This window comes from Spirosoma arboris (genome assembly GCF_009754945.1).
In the GTDB taxonomy this organism is placed as follows: domain Bacteria; phylum Bacteroidota; class Bacteroidia; order Cytophagales; family Spirosomataceae; genus Spirosoma; species Spirosoma arboris.
In genome coordinates this window covers 350,562-369,712 of record NZ_WPIN01000007.1, presented here as the reverse complement: position 1 = coordinate 369,712, position 19,151 = coordinate 350,562, and the positions used below count along the sequence as shown (strand labels likewise).

Annotated in this window: 17 protein-coding genes and 1 pseudogene; 7 read left to right on the top strand and 11 right to left on the bottom strand. The window is 45.7% G+C overall.

The features are described from left to right. Positions 1-20: 20 nt before the first annotated feature. From GO755_RS20510 to GO755_RS20500, 3 genes are all read right to left on the bottom strand, one after another. The gene (locus tag GO755_RS20510) at positions 21-6,152 is read right to left on the bottom strand and encodes a CARDB domain-containing protein (protein ID WP_157587150.1); all 6,132 of its coding nucleotides are present in this window, start codon (positions 6,150-6,152) and stop codon (positions 21-23) included. Between the two features lie 50 nt (positions 6,153-6,202). After that, positions 6,203-7,258, bottom strand: coding sequence for a hypothetical protein (locus GO755_RS20505; protein ID WP_157587149.1), 1,056 nt, complete (start codon positions 7,256-7,258; stop codon positions 6,203-6,205). 781 nt (positions 7,259-8,039) lie between these two features. Further along, on the bottom strand, positions 8,040-8,183 hold the full coding sequence (locus tag GO755_RS20500; protein ID WP_157587148.1) for a hypothetical protein: 144 nt from the start codon (positions 8,181-8,183) through the stop codon (positions 8,040-8,042). Here GO755_RS20500 and GO755_RS41485 point away from each other — a divergent pair. Beyond that, positions 8,182-8,562 (top strand): annotated as a pseudogene (locus GO755_RS41485) (DUF2958 domain-containing protein). The gene GO755_RS20500 and the pseudogene GO755_RS41485 overlap by 2 nt on opposite strands. 216 nt (positions 8,563-8,778) lie before the next feature. Here GO755_RS41485 and GO755_RS20490 read toward each other — a convergent pair. Together GO755_RS20490 and GO755_RS20485 are read right to left on the bottom strand one after the other, a co-directional pair. Further along, complete coding sequence (locus tag GO755_RS20490; protein WP_157587147.1) at positions 8,779-10,410, bottom strand: recombinase family protein; 1,632 nt, start codon at positions 10,408-10,410, stop codon at positions 8,779-8,781. Positions 10,411-10,419: 9 nt separating this feature from the next. Beyond that, positions 10,420-10,587, bottom strand: coding sequence for a hypothetical protein (locus GO755_RS20485; protein WP_157587146.1), 168 nt, complete (start codon positions 10,585-10,587; stop codon positions 10,420-10,422). Positions 10,588-10,978: 391 nt separating this feature from the next. On the opposite strand from GO755_RS20485, the gene GO755_RS20480 reads away from it, so the two are divergent. From GO755_RS20480 to GO755_RS41480, 3 genes are all read left to right on the top strand, one after another. Continuing rightward, positions 10,979-11,224, top strand: coding sequence for a helix-turn-helix domain-containing protein (locus GO755_RS20480; protein ID WP_227687017.1), 246 nt, complete (start codon positions 10,979-10,981; stop codon positions 11,222-11,224). Positions 11,225-11,300: 76 nt separating this feature from the next. Continuing rightward, positions 11,301-12,212 (top strand): toprim domain-containing protein, encoded by a 912-nt coding sequence (locus tag GO755_RS20475; protein ID WP_198174878.1) that lies wholly within the window; start codon positions 11,301-11,303, stop codon positions 12,210-12,212. 162 nt (positions 12,213-12,374) lie between these two features. Beyond that, complete coding sequence (locus tag GO755_RS41480) at positions 12,375-12,584, top strand: JAB domain-containing protein (protein ID WP_262887020.1); 210 nt, start codon at positions 12,375-12,377, stop codon at positions 12,582-12,584. Positions 12,585-12,757: 173 nt separating this feature from the next. Here the strand turns inward: GO755_RS41480 and GO755_RS20465 are convergent, their stop codons facing one another. Beyond that, positions 12,758-12,928 carry a hypothetical protein gene (locus GO755_RS20465; RefSeq protein WP_157587144.1) on the bottom strand — a complete coding sequence of 57 codons (171 nt, stop codon included), beginning with the start codon at positions 12,926-12,928 and terminating at the stop codon, positions 12,758-12,760. Between GO755_RS20465 and GO755_RS20460 the strand changes: the two genes are divergently transcribed. Beyond that, positions 12,927-13,871: an ArdC family protein gene (locus tag GO755_RS20460; protein ID WP_157587143.1), complete on the top strand. Its 945-nt coding sequence runs from the start codon at positions 12,927-12,929 to the stop codon at positions 13,869-13,871. The two genes, GO755_RS20465 and GO755_RS20460, sit on opposite strands and share 2 nt — an antisense overlap. Before the next feature lie 178 nt (positions 13,872-14,049). Further along, on the top strand, positions 14,050-14,364 hold the full coding sequence (locus tag GO755_RS20455; protein WP_157587142.1) for a hypothetical protein: 315 nt from the start codon (positions 14,050-14,052) through the stop codon (positions 14,362-14,364). Positions 14,365-14,404: 40 nt separating this feature from the next. Here the strand turns inward: GO755_RS20455 and GO755_RS20450 are convergent, their stop codons facing one another. The 4 genes from GO755_RS20450 to GO755_RS20435 form a co-directional block, all read right to left on the bottom strand. Next, on the bottom strand, positions 14,405-15,523 hold the full coding sequence (locus GO755_RS20450) for a Fic family protein (RefSeq protein ID WP_157587141.1): 1,119 nt from the start codon (positions 15,521-15,523) through the stop codon (positions 14,405-14,407). A gap of 345 nt (positions 15,524-15,868) precedes the next feature. Continuing rightward, a complete protein-coding gene (locus GO755_RS20445) occupies positions 15,869-16,258 on the bottom strand; it encodes a hypothetical protein (RefSeq protein WP_157587140.1) in 390 nt (129 codons plus the stop codon). 182 nt (positions 16,259-16,440) lie between these two features. After that, the gene (locus GO755_RS20440) at positions 16,441-16,740 is read right to left on the bottom strand and encodes a hypothetical protein (RefSeq protein ID WP_157587139.1); all 300 of its coding nucleotides are present in this window, start codon (positions 16,738-16,740) and stop codon (positions 16,441-16,443) included. A 207-nt stretch (positions 16,741-16,947) separates the two neighbouring features. Continuing rightward, entirely contained in the window at positions 16,948-17,268 is a 321-nt protein-coding gene (locus GO755_RS20435; RefSeq protein ID WP_157587138.1) for a hypothetical protein, read from the bottom strand. A 347-nt stretch (positions 17,269-17,615) separates the two neighbouring features. On the opposite strand from GO755_RS20435, the gene GO755_RS20430 reads away from it, so the two are divergent. Then, a complete protein-coding gene (locus GO755_RS20430; protein WP_157587137.1) occupies positions 17,616-18,059 on the top strand; it encodes a hypothetical protein in 444 nt (147 codons plus the stop codon). A gap of 574 nt (positions 18,060-18,633) precedes the next feature. On the opposite strand, the gene GO755_RS20425 is transcribed toward GO755_RS20430, so the two are convergent. After that, positions 18,634-19,038: a response regulator gene (locus GO755_RS20425; protein WP_198174877.1), complete on the bottom strand. Its 405-nt coding sequence runs from the start codon at positions 19,036-19,038 to the stop codon at positions 18,634-18,636. Positions 19,039-19,151 lie beyond the last annotated feature (113 nt).

Genomic DNA, 19,151 nt, shown 5'->3' with positions numbered 1-19,151 from the left:
TTGTGGTGTGATAAAAACAATCAATCGGTAAGCACAATATCGATAGATGGAATCGTCCGGTTAGTAGAGACTGTATAGATTTTAAAGAATCCACTGGCTCCGGGACGTAAAATGCCGGGTGGGCCACCATCTTCCTTACATTCGAGGACCAGGTCACTTTTGTTATCCTTCAACTGGGCAATTGAAAACGCAACCGGATTGTTTTCGTTGAGCGATAGCAAGTATTTTGTTGGTACGGGAATATCGACCGTTCCATTATTCTGGTAGCTGACAACGAAGGATGTAATGACGGAGAGCCGTGCATTGGCCGGAGTTAGAATATCGGTCTCGAACTGATCTTCAAAACCGACATTGGTAATCTGGCAGACAAACCCTGAGCTTCCGGGATCACCTGTATTGCCAGAGGTAAACACGCTTCCAGTTCCCTGACGAATTGTAAAACTTTGCGGAAGCAAAGTGGTAGCACCGCTCGGATTGACGGCTTCTACATCGTAGGCCCCTAATGCCTTGTTCAGCAGATCAAACGTAACAAAAGCGGTTGTTTGATTGACGTATTGAACGCGATAGGATTGAATCGTGGCAGCACCTGTTTTTTTCAGTCGAAAAACAGTACGCGATTCAAACCGGGCACCCGTTATTTTTAACGTGGCCAGGCCAGTATTGCCTCCTTGCGTAGCGTTAACGCTTTTGATGCCGAACGGAATAACCTTTGCCAGTAGATTGATTGGCTGCGCCTGCGCTGATGAATACCCGCCCATCACCATCAGGTAATAGGTCCCTGTTTGCAAAGCTGGAATAACGATCTCCTGATTAGCCAGAAAAGGCAGATTCCCCACGTAATCATACTGATTCGCTGTTGGTACCAATCCTTTTCTTATAAAGAAGCGATTGACGGCGTTGTTGGTAGAATCGCCCTTTAAGGTGATAGACAATGTTTCTCCCGTTAAACTCGCAGGGACTTCAATACGATAGTATAGCGGATTCTCTTTTTTCAGCGTAGCAGAAGTTCGTATGTTAATCGGGAGTTCTCGAACCGTCACAACAAACTTATAGGCCGATACACTTTGGTTGTTCCCTTCATTTTGTTCGACAATGTTGTTTAGAATGTCCGTTTTTATGATGACATAGTACTCGCCGATAGACAGATTAGCGAGTGGTTTTTCAAGTGTCTGGATGGCTGTTGCCTGAGTTGGCAAATTAAGAGTTCCTTCCAGCGTGCCTAGTACTATATCGGTTGCATCTAATGTTGTGTCTGGCGATATATACACAGCATCGCGCCGGAAACCTCTAGTCGCATTGGCACCAATATTGGCGAGTACCCAGCTAATGGACATACTTTCTCCAGCATATTGGGGTGTTTGGGGAACTGTAATTTCTTTTACAACAAGATCGCACGGTTGTTGGGGAGAAATAAAAAGGCTGGCTATGGCAACGTTGTTTCCTTCATTGCCTCGTTCAAAGACAGCATTGGTTGCATCTGTCTGGTGAAGTAGGTAGTAATTCCCCGAAACGTTCGGCGGCAGCATGAGTTGAAGCGTATCCGTATAGTCAGCTCCGGCCGAAAGAACTCCGTTGTGGGTGTGATTTCCCAAATAAATATCGTTGCCGATCTGTGTATCGGTCGATAAATAAAACTGATCAACCCACGTACTGGCAGGAGTAGGGCCCGTACCGTTATTTTTGACTTTAGCTCGGACCGTGATCGGTTGTGATGCGACACCCTGAGTGGGTACGGAAACCAACGTCGGGACCAAATCTGCGGGCGGGGGGGTAACAATAGGAATACTTGTACCTCCTTTATCGAGCGTCATGGCCAGCGTATTATTGCTTCTGTTGGGATCATTGTGCTGATTAAACCGATCTACATTCACAATAAAGAACACCGTTCCCTCTACTTCCTGAGGAATAGTAACCGTTAGACTCCTGGTGTACGAACTCCCAGGCCCTAACGGAGCGTTAATAGACGTGCTCGCAATTAACTGATCGTTGGCATCAAAAACAGGATTCGTACTAACGTATACACCATCTGTCCAGGAGGGTATTACCGTTGACTGTGTACTGTTATTTTTAACGGTCCATCGCAGGCTGACAGGCTGACCAGCTATGATCGTACTACTTAAAATCTGCCCGGTAACGGCAGATAAGTCAGTTTGTGGTAAAGCGATAAAGGTTGTGGTGCTGGTAGACGCCCTAAGGTTATTGGCTTCGGCATTGTTTTCGAAAATAGTGTTTCCAACGTCGGCTTTTACAATGACATAATAGGAACCAGGAATTAGATTTCCAGGAATCAGAAAGGACGTTGGCTGCGTATAGGATTGACCAGAGGCTAGGCTTCGACTCTGGAAAGCGTTGCCAAGGTTAATCTGTGTCGCTTCATTCAGGGTTGGTGTGGGCGATAAATAAATACCGTCTGACCAGCTTTTGTTAAGGATTGCCCCCGTTCCACTGTTTTTTACCGTGTATTGAATCGCAAGCGTAGTGCCAACGGTATCTCTGGCTGGTGTAACCAGAGAAGATGCCTCAAGATCCGGCCAGGGGGCGAGGCTAATCTGAATTGAAGCCGTTAGTAAGTTATTGGTTTCTATTCGTTCGAGAACTGTTTTGTCGGCGTCACTAACCAGAATCAGAAAATAATTCCCGGAAATCTGAGCCGGTACTGAAACCGAAGCACTTTTGGTGTATTCGCCTGCTGGTGTCAGATACTGACTCACTTGACTTCCCGTCAACAGAATGTCGGCAGCATCAAGAGTTTGATTCGACGACAAATAAATACGGTCTGTCCAGGTGGCATTGTACATGGCTACCGGACTATCATTTTTAACTTTCCACTGAATCGTTATGGTTTCTTCCGACGATGCGGTTGCCGGAGCTGTGAGTGTAAGTGGTCTCAGATCGGGATTGATAACACTGATCTTGCTGATCGCCATTGAAGCATTGTCGTTCTCATCCGGATTTTCATAGATCTGGTTGTATAAATCGGTAACAACGAATAGATAATAGTCTCCCTCCTGAACAGTATTAGGTATCTGGATGCTTTGTTGTGTCCGGTTACTACTCAACGAGAGTAAACTGTCACGGCGGACAAAGCTACCAATCAGACGGTCCTGGGACGTATTCAACGTCTGATCGGCTGATAAATAAATCCCTTCGCTCCACTGCGGAACTGCCGCAACCGCCCCTTCATTAGCTGTTGTCCAGTTAGCCGTTACAGTTTGACCGTTGGATACACTTGTTGATGACACCCCCACATTACTAACCACCAGATTGGGAGTCGGTCTTTGGGTAATGGTCATTGCCAGACTGTTCAGGCTATTATTGTCTTCCCGGTTGTATTCAAAAACCTGATTATACCGATCAGTAACAACATGCATGTAATAGAGGCCTCCAATTCGTGCTGGAAGTTTAACTTTTTGACTGGCCTGATACGTACCATTAGCTGCCAGCGCACCTTGCCGACTGTATGTTCCAAGCACTTTATCTGTAGTCGGGTTGACCAATTCAGACGTTCCAATGGAAATCTGATCACTCCAACTCGTTGCTGTCGTAGGTCCTGTGCCCTTATTGGAAATGGTATACGCAACGGTTACTTCTCCTTCAGAGAACGCATTCAACGGAGAGACGGTAAGGGCCGTCACCTGAAGGTCAGGTGGAGGGGCTAAGGAAATTTTGACGACACTGCTAGCTCGTTCGTTGTTGGTTAGTACTGTCTCTCTTAAGGATTGAGATGGGTTCGTTGTAACGATAATGTAGTAGTTACCTTGAATGCCTTGAGGAACTTTGAACGTATAATTTGCAGATCGGTAAGACTGGCCTGCGGGTAGCGAACTGAAGTTGTTCACACTTCCCATGTAAAATTTTTCCGTACTCGCACTGAAAACCGGATTGTCGCACAAATAGATCTGATCGTTCCATGAACCATTTGTTGCGCCTTCACCCTGATTTTTTACGACCCAGTTGGCAGTAACATCAGCCTCCGAAATAGCTGTGACAGGGGTAGAAATGCTTTCAACGATCAAATCCGGTAAACGGCGCGTTCGGAATGTCCGAATGGGGCCAGCTAACTCATAGCAGGCGCGTTTGGCAACAATTTGCCATTTGTACGTCTGATCATATTGAATAAGAGTGGTATTCGAAACGGTATAGTTAATGGCCGTGATGTTCGCAGCAGTAGGGGTACTGGGTTTTGCAGATGATTCAGGCCAGATGTAAAGGTCATAGGTAACCGCTTTGGGGATGGGAGACCAGGTAAAGGCAACCGGTATGAGTTGATCAGTTTCGTTATCCTGTGGCAGAAGGTTTTGAAACGTGCCGGTTAGCGGCTGGTTAATCACATTGACAAGTAAGGTTTTTACGGAATCCGCGCCTGCGCAGACGCCCGTATATTTTACCTTTAGTTTATAATTTCCAGCTGTCGTCCAGTTAATCGTTGCCGCAGTGCCATTTACCTGCAAATTTCCTCCACCGGAAAGTGTCCATATATAGTTGTTGTTGCCAGATTCGAAATTTTGCAGACTATAGGCTTTCGCTCCGAAACAGGAAACGGTATCCCCCACGATGGAAAACACGGCTGGCACGCGATGAATAGTCAAAGGCGTATTATTGGCGGTGCTGACTCGAGCTGGATTACTGGCTGAGATGCGCACGCGATAATTTGTTCCCTCAGTCACATAAGGGATCGTGGTAAGGATAACACCGGAGTTGGTGCCGGTTAACGTACCTATGGATCGGGGTGACGCAAAATTGCCATCAGCATCTGATAACTGAGCCGTAAAAACATTCCCTTCAGAAAACGGGCTGTTTACAGTAAACGAGATATTAACTTTACTACCAACACATAGGCTCTGTTCAATAGCACCTATAGTTACAAAAACACCCGAAGGGGGTTCAAGCCTGAAAGTATTATTATTGGTCAGGCTCCAATGCCCGTTTTTATTTTTGGCCCTGACATAAATCCTATGATCACCCAGAGGGAGATTTTGTGAGTCGATCTCGAAAATAATATTGTTGATGGTTGTGCCGGGCGTAATCGAAATCTGTTTTCCTTTGCCAAAGCCCGGATCAGTATCAATAAAATATTCGACCTGCGTGACAGTAGCTATTGGTTCGAGTGTAGCAACTGGTTGCTTATAAAATGACCGATTGCTCGTTAAGCTCCAATTCCCATTCTCGTCCTTTAGTCTGACATGAAGCTGGTGAAATCCATCCGTCAAGGATGTGAGATCGGCAGTGAACGATAAATTATCCAAACTTGTGGCTGGTGAAAACGCAATAGCTTTGCCATTGCCAAAACCAGGGTCGACGTCCACAAAATACTCCCCTTTAACAAGCTTAGGCAATGAGGTCGTGGCTGTCGTTATCGTTTCCTTATAAAATGTTCGGCTATTGGTTAAGCTCCACCGCCCGTTGGCATCTTTGAAGCGGCTGTAAAGCTGGTGAAAGCCCTTACTTAAAGTGCTTACATCAAAGACAAATGAAATAGTATTCAGATCGGTGCCGCTGGTAATTGAAATTGCCTTGCCTAAACCAAAACCGGGATCAGCATCGATAAAATATTCTCCTTTGGTAAGGGGCGAAAGTGGCGTATTAGCTACTGCCAGCACCTCTTTATAAAACGTCCGTGTTTGCGTTAATGACCAACGGCCATTTATATCTTTAAAGCGAACATTTAATTGATGAAACCCACCCGTCATTGCGGTTAAATCAAAGGCGAAGGCGGTATTGTTCAGATCGGTTCCGGGTGTGATGGGAATAGTTGCTCCTTTGCCAAAGCCTGGATCAGTATCGACAAAATACTCGCCTTTAGTAATGGCTGGTAGTGCTGGATTGTCGAGCGCAAAACTTTCCTTGTAAAAAGTGCGTGTACTGGTCAGCGACCAGCCTCCTTTAGTTACTGCTTTTCCGTTCTCCTGAACCTGATAAGGGCTTACCAGAGAGCGAACATAAATAGTATGAAAACCAGCCGATAAGCTATTTATATTGATTGAAAAATCAGCTGTTACATCCTGACTGGCTGTTATGGGGACATTCGTTGCTTTGCCAAAGCCTGGATCGGTATCGACAAAGTATTCAATTTTGGCTACTTTTTGAGCTTGTATATCAAAAGATACGACCAAGCCTAGTAGGCCGACCAGATATGTCAGTAGCAATTTCATAACAGCAGTATTCTGTTTGGTGGACTACAGGCTGATAGAAGAATACCTTGTTAATTATTAGATCTGACCTTGATCGTAACATCAATCGGATCGTTTGTACTGCCGACAGGTTGATTGGTGAAAGCGTAAATAGCTGGAACAGGGGGAATCCCAGAAAGTACATAGGGAGTATTGCCACCAAAGATGCCGCAATCCACCGGATTTTGAGTGGTACTGCCATATCCAGCGCCAATGGCAGGAGAACCTGATTTTAATTTCCAGTACGCATCGCTAGTTCCTGTCGCGTCAAACACGGTACTCATGACAACATTGGATTTATTGCCATTACTAGTGCCGAACTGCGTACCATATCCTATATTATTAGAAACTAAATTGCGAGCCCCTTCAAAAGTGCCTGCATACAGGATGTTATTGGTAACGGAGCTATTATACGCAACAATTTTACCTCGCCTGAAAATGTTATTTTGTATAATTGCGACTGCATTTTCATGCATCTCTAAAGCGGTGCCGGTCGTTGCATCAGAAGAAGATCCACTATATCCTATATAATTATTTGTAATGAGAATTGCCGTCGAAGCATAATTTATATCAATTCGACAACCATAATTTTGTGATATAACAATACTGCTTACAGGAATAGAACTGTTACTGGATTTATAATACAAATTTATACTCCCTGTATAATAATCTAGTGTCGTTTGGTAAGTATATGAAAACCTATTTCTTCTAACAGCTATATCATTACAAAATATAGCTAATTCACGGTCGCTCATCTCCAATCCCATTACTACGGAGCCTTCAGCACCTTCATTAAATCGAATGTTATCAACTTTAGCCGTCTGCGAAAAGACTTGCAGGTTCGGATTCAAATCCAAAAAAAATCCAGGACCAATAATTACGAGCTTTTTGTTGGCAGTTAAGTTGCCATAGCTATTTGGCGAACCTTCCAGATGCAGGGTATCTCCTGAAGCAGCTCCGTCATGAGCCGCCTGTAACGTGGTAAAATTAGCCGTAATACCATTGTTGTTATTGACTCGCCAGATTTTCGCGTAAGAGGAATAGGAAAATAGCAGACAGCAGGCGGATAGAAGTATAGTTTTGAGCATAAAATTAAAAATGGTAGTAGATAACTGGTGAGTAATATTATATATTATGTCTCCAAAGGCAAAATTCTTTTAATAAAAATTAAAAATATATTAATAAACTTTATTAAACGGCTTGTTTTTGAGGTTAAAATACCCAATGAGATAAAATTATTAACTTATAGTATGTTAATATAAATTTTATAGACTTTTAGTAAGTATATTCTTATTTTACCTTAAAAGATATTGAATATTATCATATGGGGTCGCATTGCCAAATCGTGTATCAATCCTCACCGTGTCTCCATTTTGTACAGAGAAGGGTAATTATAGGACGTGTCGCTTCCTTTTCATTCAAATGATCAATTGCTTGTCTATTTCGTATGCCGCCAACTTATAAACTACACTTCCGTTCATCGATCTAAATGATTGATGGCATTCTAGGATAGCTCACAAGTTTTCATTGCTTAAAGAATAATCAAATGATACTATAGGGTATACGGGAATTAACCGTAACTGGGGGCATACTTGGGGGCACTTAGCAGAATGATCCGTTTCAAATACGAATGAATTCAAGCACTTGAGGAGAAAAAGGCGATGCGACATCCGGCATGGAAATAGGCTATTGGCAAAAAAAGCGCCCTAGATCTAAATCCCGATTAAACAGATTTAAGGCTCTTCTAGCACCCAACCGCAACAAACCTAGTAGGCTTTTAATAACGTCCTTCCTGCGACAGACTGCCAGGTGGGTGGTTTTGTCAGGCGTCAATCCTGCCGTTACAGGCATTAAGGTTTATCCGGTTTCTTACCCGGCCCGCTCCCGCCACCAACTACTATTTTCGCCAGCGTTCCGCTTTCCCCGCCCACCAAAATAGCAGCCGGTTTGTTCGCTTGAAGCCGGGTTGGCCGCCCCCCGTAACCTTAACCCCTTTACGGAGGATTGGCTCATGGATTTATTTACACCCGAACAGTATCAGCAGCTCTTGAAGAATGGTGATCTGGCGAACGGCGAAAAAGATCCTTATCCGGTGGTGAAGCTCTTCACGCCAGATGCAAGTGCTATCTAGCTCATTATCGAGATTGACCCCGACGATGAGAACATTGCCTATGGCCTGTGCGATCTGGGATTTGGCGTACCACCGGAGATGGAGCCTATCTTTTTGCCTGAAATCCGGTACCTGCGGGGCCACGTTGAGCAGGATACAACCTTTAAAGCGAGCTACCCGATCAGTGTCTATTACAAGGCCGCCGCCTGTATAAATTTTGGTATTACGTTTCTTGAATCCAATTTGGCAAAAGCTGCCGAACTGTTGAAACAGGGAAAATAACTATATATCACCCTGTTCGAACCAAGTCGGGCAGGGTTTTCTTTTTGTACTATCTCTCCCGGAGTTATTAAAGCAGCCATTTAACCTTGAGGTACAAATTGGGACAAGTTATTGTTAGGTTGAATGAAAGGCAAGAATTGGTGAAAGTGAACTGGACTCCATATGGGAAATCGTTCATTTTCATGTGCTCACTTAAAATAGAAGAAAAATTCTATTTTAGTTTGAAACAAGATTAGTGAAGCAAAATTTAACGGGGATGTCGTCGATTGACACTCTTATCTCTGGATCAGTTCGCAGGCTGTCAACTAAGGATCGCCAATCTTCTAAATTAGTGCAATTGACGAAAAGATCGAAGGGTTTTCTAAAGCAATAACAAAGACTTCGACCATTTAGCGATAGGTTCGCAAACACGAAATTTAAAATCTTACGTTTTTGCTCAATGGTCGAAACGGTGAATAATTCGTGGGCCTGTGAGGACAGGGATACCAAGGAAATCAAGGCGTTCTTGAAACTATCATCCCCTTCGCGATTGGCCGAGATATGCGTTTCAATGGCCACCTGCTGTTCACGCAAACGAGATTTCTTGGTCTCAAAATCATGTCGATCGATTGTGCCATCCAGCAATAAATCCATCAGTGTATCCAGCCGATTTTGAAGCATGGCGTGTTCGCGCTGCAATTCGCCCATCTGACGGCGCAAAAAGACTCTTTCCACCTGATCGGTTTCGCGAATATAAGCCAGCACTTTTTCCAATGTCTCAGCAGGAATTGTCAAGCGTTTCAAAATCTGTTCGACTTGTTCTAAAATTTCTTCTTCACGCACCCACATCAGTTTTTCAGGGTTTTCAGGGTCGCCACAGCGGAGATAGGTCCATTGAGCTGTCTCACCGCTGACATAGGTTTTTTTCTTGGTGTCGGCCGTAACCACTCGACCCGTTGTCGCGCAGGTTAACAGGCCACGAAAAACGTATTCTTTGCCCGCCCATTGAAAGGGCTTTTTGTGCCAGCCCTGTAAAACAGCCTGACATTGATCGAATAGATTTTTAGAAATCAGAGGAGGATACCGATGGTCATAAAGCTTGCCTTTAATCATCATTCGGCCATAGTAGAAGGGATTGGTAATAATCTGATGAATCTGTGATCGGGTTAGATTACCTTTTTTACCAACCCGATTTTTAAGACTCCACGCGATGGCTTGCAGACGAATTTCTTCCAGAGTACTCGCGCCCGTTGCATAGGTTTCAAATATCCTACGAATCAGTAAAGCCCGATCAGGGTCAACAACGACATCGCCACGACCCCGATTATCTTTCACATTTAAATAACCGATAGGTGCCAGGGCTATCCATTCACCCTGGCGAATTTTATGGTCGATAGAGCGTTTGACATTGTCACGCAGACTATCGACATAGGATTGCGCCATGATCACACCCATGGACCACATGAGACGTTCCTGGCTAACGGAGTTTTTATGAATGATATAATTTTCGGAATTGAAATGCAACTCAATTTTTCCCGCTTGAATAAGGGCATCCAGCATCGGATATTCTTTAAACGACCGCTGAACGCGATCCACCTTGTCGGCGACAATGGCAATCGGTTCGCGATGGCTTTTAACAAATTTGAGCATCGCCATGAACTGTTTTCGATCACCCTGGGTCGAGGATTCCACCAGTTCAAAAATTTTCAATACGGTAAGGCTGCGTCGTTCACAATAGAGTTGCAGCCGGTGTTTCTGAGCTTCGATGGAATAGCCTTCCTCTTGTTCCTTTGAGGATACCCGTGTCAGGATGACAGCTTTGGTAGCTGTCGTTGGACGCTGACTCAGAACGACTATCTTCCGGCTCATTGGTTGATTCTATGAGTTCTGGCTTTTGATTTCAAGCAATAATTGACAAAAACCAATCAGATTGCGGGCGGCTTCATGGGCTTTCCGTTGCGAGATTTTCCCCCGATAAAGCCCCATTAGGTGATCCACGACACCCTGATAGGCCTGGTTTTCAGGATTGGTTTGAGAAATAGGCATAAAAGCCCCCTACGGCTGTATGATTTGTCAGGTTAATGAAACAATGCAGGATCTATCGCCAATCCAATCAATGGCTTGTGACCCTGGATGTGACATCTCTAAAGCGGTTTCGTAGTTGGTCTTCAGCAAGCCGCTGATACCTACTTGCATACCAGCACAGTTTGAGAAGACGGGTGAAAAAATTGGTTCATTAAAGCTGGTAATCGATCTGTAATCAAAGACTGATCGGTGAGCGGGCGGCATCATGATCGCACAAAAAAATGGCAACCAATAAGCTTTGCCCGTCAATCAGGCACAATGTTCAGCGATGCGTGTTGCTCATTCTTTAATGAAACGGCAATTGAATTGACAGACTCCACCAAAAGTATTTAGGTAATGTCCCGTAACGGAAATGTCTACGGATAGATCCGACTTACAGTTTTTCAACTGCAACCAGGAGCTGTACCAAATGCCCCACAAAAACACTTGCCTGCTCAACCGAAAAGAAGCCGCTGATTATCTGGGCGTTTCGATGGGCACATTAGCGGTTTGGGATTGTACGAAACGTCGCCAACTCAATCCGGTCAAAATTGGCAAACTGGTGCACTACCGACTAGCGGATTTAGATCAGTTTCTGGATCAACGACTGTCGGATTAAAAAGCGGGAAGAGAAAGTTCGGCAAAAACTTTCCCTTCCCTAGTTCCCGATCACATCCGTTTCAATGGTGAGCGCAATGGACAAAGAACATGCCAATACGATACCTATTTCCGAAATTCTAGGCAAGCTTCATCTTAGGCCTCTGGGAGCCGATGCGCATATCGTCCGCTACCCATCCCCGCTGGATCGCAGGCGACAATCCCTCTTATGGGTCAACACGTTAACCAACCGCTGGTCGGATGCCCATCATCAGGACAGGACAGTCGTGGATTTTGTGGGTTCCTATCTCAAATCCAGGCGGGAGGAGGGCACCCAGGCCGATGCCTTGCGCTGGCTCGAAACGATGATGATCTCAATCCCGGATCAGTTACCGGACCTCACCAATACGGATGGCCTGATTGATAACTGGTCAACCCTGGAACTGCGACACAAAAAGCCAATCCAGTATGCGGGCCTTATTCACTACCTGGAACGGCAGGGTATTTCGCTGGCTTTAGCCCGACACTACCTCAAGGAAATCCATGTCCGCAACCGGCAGACGGGCAAGGATTTTATAGCGCTTGGATTTCAAACGATAGACGGTGGGTTCGCCTTAAAAACGGCCTATCTGGAACGGCACCTTGGCGAACCAGCGATTTCGTTTATCCGAGGGACGATCCCTAAACCGAATGCCATTCACCTGTTCAAAAACGTCATGGATTATCTATCGGCCATCAGCCAGTTAAACGGTCAGCGATTCAAAGGCGATACGATTGTCTTAAACGCAATGTCCTGTCTAAAACAGATCGTTCCGTATATTCACCAGTACGGGTATCGAACCCTCTACAGCTGGATGGATAATGATAGAGCTGGCGATACGGCTACCACCACGATAGCCGACTTCGTCAAAACGCAGGCCGGTTTAAGCCACCAGCGGATGAACAAACTCTACGCGTTGCACAAAGATGTCAGTGCGTGGCACCGGCATCAACTCAATCTGACTTTGTAAAGGAGGGATCATGGAACAGCTCAATCGCCAGTCCTTAGTCAACGTCAGTGAAGTGGAAAGCATGTACCGCAATAACCCCCCTATCCGGACCGAATTCAAATTACCCGTTCACTAACAGCTCACGAAATACTCCGCCAGTCCTGGGATGAAAACAAACTGGTATTGCTGGAACAATTTAAAATCCTGCTGCTTGACGGGGAGAATAACTGCCTGGCGATTTCCGACATCGCCACGGGTGGTATGACCGCTTGTACCGTCGATCCAAAGGTGATCTTTGTGACGGCGCTCAAAGCCAATACCTGCGGTATCATTTTAGCGCATCCCTCCGGGAACCTTCAGCCTAGTCCGCAGGATTTGGCCTTGACGCGATAACTGTCCGAGTGCGGCAAGTGGCTCGATATTACCATGCTCGATCACCTGCTCGTCACGCCTCGTAGTTAGTATTCCTTTGCGGATGAGGGCTGTATGCCGGATAGATAGGCTTATCGATTGAGAGCCATGCCCCAGAGACCCGAGGTTATTGTTGGGGCTGTACCCGACGCCACTTACTCTCCAACCACAATTTTCCCCCAGGCGGTCCGCCGATGCGGAGGATTCCCCAGGCCTGCGGCCTTCCCCGCCCACCAAAATTCTGGCCGCGCGACGTTCGCCGGTTCGCTCGCTAAGCCGCCGGGTTTCTTATCCCCATAACCTCGAACCTCTGGAGTATGACACATGACCAAATCGATTACCAAAAACGCCCATCCGAACAAGCAGCCCACCGCATCAAATCCAACGACACGTTCTCAGCCGGATATGTACGCCCGTGTCACGGCCAAAATCCTGACCGATCTGGAACAGGGAAATCTGTCCTGGCGCAAGCCCTGGCATTCCGAATATATGACGGGTCAGGTGATGCGCCCCTTACGCTGGAATGCTATTCCATACAGCGGGATCAATACACTCATTCTCTGGAATGCTGCCAGCGAACGAGACTTTACCTCGCCCTATTGGATGACCTTTAAGCAGGCGACCGAGATGAAAGCCTCTGTTCGCAAAGGCGAGAAGGGCACTCAAATTGTCTATGCCGATAAATTCACCAAAGAAGAGGAAGACGCCAATGGTGACCTCAAATCCAGCCAGATTTCCTTTCTTAAAAGCTATACCGTCTTTAATGCCTCGCAGATCGAAGGCTTGTCAGACGGTTTTTATCAAACACCCGAACCCGTTACTATCCATCAACAGGCGCGTGATCAGAAACTCGAACAGTTCTTTGCTCAAACGAAAGCCGACATTTATACTGGCTCCCAAGCGTGTTACACGCAGAGTACCGACCGCATCCAGATGCCCCCGTTCGAAAGCTTTGAAACGGCTATGCGCTATTACGCTGTTTTAGCCCATGAGGTTTGCCATTGGACCAAACCGCCACATCGCTTGAACCGTGACTTTGGCAAAAAACGCTATGGGGATGAAGGCTATAGTAAGGAAGAATTGGTCGCCGAACTGGGAGCCTGTTTTCTGGCCGCTGATCTGGGCTTTGAACCGCAACCGGAAGAACATCACGCGGCTTATATCCAGTCCTGGCTGCAAGTCCTGAAAGATGACAAACGCCTTATCTTCCAGACCGCATCCTACGCGCAAAAAGCAGTTGAGTATCTCCATCGCTTACAACCCACTTGATAGGACTTCACCATGTTGAGCCCAGGGACTGAACGATTTGGCTTGCCTACCGTCACCAGAAGCTCCTTTCGTTTGTCCGTTGATAAATGATGGCAGCTTCGTTCAATCGTCGGTGCGGATGCTTATCCCGCCTAGTTGACTTCCTCAACTAGGCTCTAACGACTTCAGAAAAAAATAGATGCTACGCTGGTTGGCTACGCATCGATTTTTTTCTTCCGGGGCGCTTTCACCGTCGCTCGAACGAGGGACGCTTCATCATCAACCAACCCGAAAAGGAGATCGGATAATGACTATGCAAACAAACCCCCAATCCAAAGCCCCGACCCATACCGTTTATTACCTGAAAGCCAGGGAAGGCTCAGATAAGCAGCAATGGATCAAAGTGGGTATTGCCTGGGAGCATGGGGATAAAGAAGGCCTTAACCTGCTGCTGAATACCTTGGGTCAAGACAATGCTTTAACGGTTCGCCGAAATAAACCCAAGCCGGATTAGACATCAGAAAGCCGAGTGGTTTGAAGCACTCGGCTTCTACTCACGAGCACCTGTCAGCTGGAAGTTTCGCTAAATGGTAACTGGTGCTGCGACCCCCGGATTCCTCTTTGACCAAAACCCCTTGTTCGATCAACTGCTGAATATCCCGTAGCGCCGTGTCGTGCGAACACTTGGCCATCTTTGCCCATTTCGAGGTGGTTAACTTGCCCTCAAATCCGTCCAGCAACTTATTCAGCATTCGGGTTCCCCGATCACTAAGGGACTTGGTGGCAAACCATTCCCAATAATGCGCTTTTTGTAAAACGCCACCCAGCAACGCCTGGGTGGCTCCCAGGGCGCGGTCGAGGCAACTTAAAAACCAGTCCAGCCAGGCCGTAATGTCCAGATCGCCTTTCTGTGTTTTTTCCAATATCTGATAATACGCGTTGCGCTCTTTGCGGATTTGGGCTGACATGCTGTAAAACCGTTGGGCGCTGCCATCGGCCCTGGCCAGTTGCAGATCGGCAATGGTGCGCCCAATGCGCCCATTGCCATCATCGAAGGGGTGGATGGTCACAAACCATAAATGAGCGATGGCGGCTTTGATAACCGGATCAAGACCCTGTTCGTGGTTGAACCAGTCAAAGAAGGTTTGCATCTCGGGGTCTAACCGGCTGGCATCGGGGGCCTGGAAATGCACCGTTTCACGCCCAATTGGGCCTGAGACCACCTGCATCGGGCCTGCCTCGCCCGTACGCCAATCGGCCACCGTAATTTTATGCATGCCGCTGCGACCGGTCGGAAACAAAGCCGCATGCCAATTGCACAGGCGCTCTTTGGTCAATGGCTGCTCAAACTGTTGGGTGGCATCGATGAGCATATCGACAACACCCTCCACGTTTCGGTCGGCCGCTATCAGGCTAAACGTATCGATACCCAACCGACGAGCAATGGACGAGCGGACCTGATCGGGATTGAGGAATTCGCCTTCGATCTCATTTGATTTGAGGACTTCCAGGGTCATGGTTTGTAACATGGCCTCGGAACGCAGGGAAAAGCCTAAGCCCATCATCTGGCCGATGAGCCTGCCCTGTTTGTGCCGCACGCTGGCCAGCAGGGTGATCAGGGCTTCCTGGTCCCATTGGAAATGGGGCCAACCGTGTCGCTGATAAATATACATGAGGCTATTCTCCGCAAACAATGCGTCGAATATACGCTATGTTTCCCACACCGTCAAGTCTATTCTACGCATATCATGCGTAGAATAAGGCCTGTAATCGACGCATACATTCTGTTTAGCTCGATTTAACCTGAATAGTCCTGATGAATAGCCATCGGTGTTGGCCAACGCAAAGATGATAAAAATCAGCCAAAGATGTCGAAAGGCCGGTGCGGTAGGAGTAGGGTAGGTCGGGTGAAGTGGTGTTCAAACAGCCTGAACAATAACGGCAGTTAGATAAGTTTTTCGTACTTTATTTCCCAACGTACGAAACCAAAATAGAAATTGCCAGCAGAATTTTTGCGCTTATGAAGCAGATCGCTTGATTAAGTAAAGCCTAGTTTGGGCTTGGCCACTTAATTGATTTAATCGCAATGTATGACCTGCCAGGTTGGCACAAATCATCTTAGCAGTAGGGGTCTTGAGAAGATCTACTTGATCCATAGCTTGAGTTAATTTTGCCAACTCCGTTTGCATGCAACGAGTCAGCTTTATCAATTCACTCACTGGGCACTGACCCATATAGGCTAGGTTGCTTCTTAACTCTTTTTCAATTATCCCCTGGCTGATACAGGCAGTTAATTGGTGATAATATCCGTAGAAGTTCGTGATTGCTTCAAGCCAATGAGCTATTATATACTCAGACGTACGTGTATCCAGTATAGGCAACTGTCTTTTTAATGGTGCGGTCTTCATATAGCTATTTAGTTAACTCTTGGACGACAAATAGATCAAAAAGTCAAATAATATATCTTTTTAATTCAATTTTTGTTTAGATATTTACTATTTGGTATGTATGCATACTAATTTGTCTTAATTAATCTTAGATGTGAACGCGCTGAAGGTATATAGTTGGTCTAATGCAAACGAGAGTGGAGTTAGTCGAGCTGGTTATTGATCTGATCGATCAAATCATAAGCCGCTTGCTTGTCAGAAAGCTGCTGGATTTGGGTGTGTAAGTCGTCAAGCGTTTGCTGGGAGGCTCGGCTAGAATTGACTTGGCTAAGCAGGCTGCTAAGGCCTTTCTGAAGGCGGCTAATGCTAGCGGCCAGTAGTTTCTGATCGTTGGTATCTTGAGCCTTGGCTAAGTTGAGCACGTCCATGGGACGGTTATCAGGCCAGCGATCTAAAAGAATGGCATAAAGCGTATTATACCGATCTGCTTTATGCGTGTGCATGCCTAAGTAAAGGCTTGGTCGTTAGGAGTATATAGGGATCGGCAAGATAATGCACTTTATTTATACTAACAAACTATTAATGGGTATACCGAAAGAAATGGTTCTGCCGTTTCGTACTTTACTTCCCAAAATACGAAACCGTATTCTTTACAAATCTACGAGGTTGGTCCTATAGTTCTAAAAATCACGGGTATTTACTAGAAATGCTTAGTGAAAAAGCGGTAAAATCGTCTCCCTGATTTTGGCCTTTAGCTGATGATGAGCATCTACATAAGCTGTTGTGTCTTGAGTGCGTAACGCGTTCTGATACTGACCGCGCATCTGGCGAAGCTCGTTGTTACCCACCCTGACCAGAATCGGCCACACCCGGTTCACCGCCGAGGCGTTAGGACCCAGTTGTTTCAGATCCCAAACCAACTTTTGCAAACGCTCATAGCTGCTTTCGATCAGGGCCGGTTCGTCGGTGGACGGGATCAATTGCAGTCTGGTGTTTTCAGCTCCAATCAGAGCGATCAAGCTTGCTCTCATACAGGGAATAATTTGGTCCGGCGAAACGCTCAAAGTCAGTACTGGTTGAAAAGATACAAAAACGATAGCGTTTTATTTTAGTCGCCCGTTTATTATTCACGACCAAGAATCAGAATTGGCGTAAGTTTCTGCTGGTAGCAGCTGGCTGGGCCACCCCTGGCTATAGACTGATTACAAAAGATGGTAAACAAAAAGTTAAAAATTTTGTGAACAACTAAATTTTTAACTTTTTGTTTACTTTTCTCTAAGAAGAATTATTTAATGGATTAATTGTGTTATATTGTTGGGTCTGTGGTTATTACCTGCCCAAAAAACTCCACCGTTACAAACCTCAGGCCTCAATCACCATGCCTATACAAAACATCTGTACATCGTCGCTGGGGGGCACCTCCAGAATCAAGACCCTACTCGTATTAGTAGTCGCATTCTGTTTGTCGCGGAGTGCCCTCGCTCAGAGTGAGGAGCGAAGACTTAGTATTGTTGACTCCCCGCCCAGTAGTGTCTCAGGCGTACCGAGTAGCCCCACCGTGAAAGTGATTTATACCGCCCTAGATAAAATCACGATTAGTGAATTTGAAAAGAGTGAGCCGATCGGCCAGTTATTGCAAGATCTGACTCAAGCCTGGTACGATTTAGCGAAGAAAAATGGGGCTACCGATAGTGAGGCAGGCGTTATGACGTATATGAAGCTTGATAAGAAACTGTTGGATATGGCAGCCCAGACTAAATCTAGACTTGCTGCTAGAACTATTTCTTCCAAACAAGCCTATCTTAGTCAACTAAAGCCTTAGTTGACAAGGGTGCCCAAAAAGTCACTAACCCCCCAAAAGGGCGCTAGTGGCTTTTTGGGGGCCAGTCAGTACAAGGTTCTGCCGTTTCGTACTTTACTTCCCAAAGTACGAAATGACGTGCTATCTAAAAGGAGCATAGAACTCGCCCCTACGAAAATATCATCTAGTACTACACTAGCTGTAGGTAGCTTATTTATCCCCTGGGATGACCTGTACTGTCTTCTCTGTCCCATCAATTTCTAGGATAAAAAAACTAGTGTGTTCATAGACAACTCTGGCGCGGGGATTATTGGTGTACAAATAAAAGTACTTCGCTTCATTTGTAGCCACACCGTGCCGTTGTCGAATGTAAAGCGCGTATTGATCCGTCTAAAGCCTTGAAAGTGGCCCTTGGGTTTACCGACTTGGATAACCAGTGGCGGGGACATGATTGCTATAGGCTGTTAGTTATTTTTGACTAAACACCACTCATTAGAAAGACTTCTGATCTAGTGAGGAAAAGCTCTTTACAAACGTTCACATCTACTGATGAGAAATTGTTACGCTTCCACAAATCCAGTTTTAACTTGCTTAGTTAATTTTGAAATACATGCCATTGAATAGCCACTTTTTGTATCACATTCATTAGCTCTGTATAGGTAACGGGTTTATTGAAAAAGCCATTAGCTCCTAGTGACCAGGCAATTTCTTTATCTGTAGAATTTGATGAGGTGGTTAACACGATAATAGGAACTGCATCATATTTGGTGTTAGCCCTTAATTCTTTCAAGGCTTCAAATCCATTTATCTTGGGCATATTCAAATCTAACAGTACTAACTTAGCTAACGGACTAGCCTGTTGAATATGGTTCAAAAAAGCTTCATCCTTATCCAATAAGGTTACTAGGATAATAGGATCAATATTTTTAAAAGCGATTGTGATAAGCGTCTGATCGTCAATATCATCAATAACCCAAACGGAAGTTATTGACTTGGCCATCCCCATTCTAGTTAAGTTAGAAAGCGAAAACGCCCATTCAGTAGGATTTTAAGCTTAACTAGCCCACGTTTGAAATGTTACAGGCCGCTAATAATACTGTCGTTTTGGTTTCG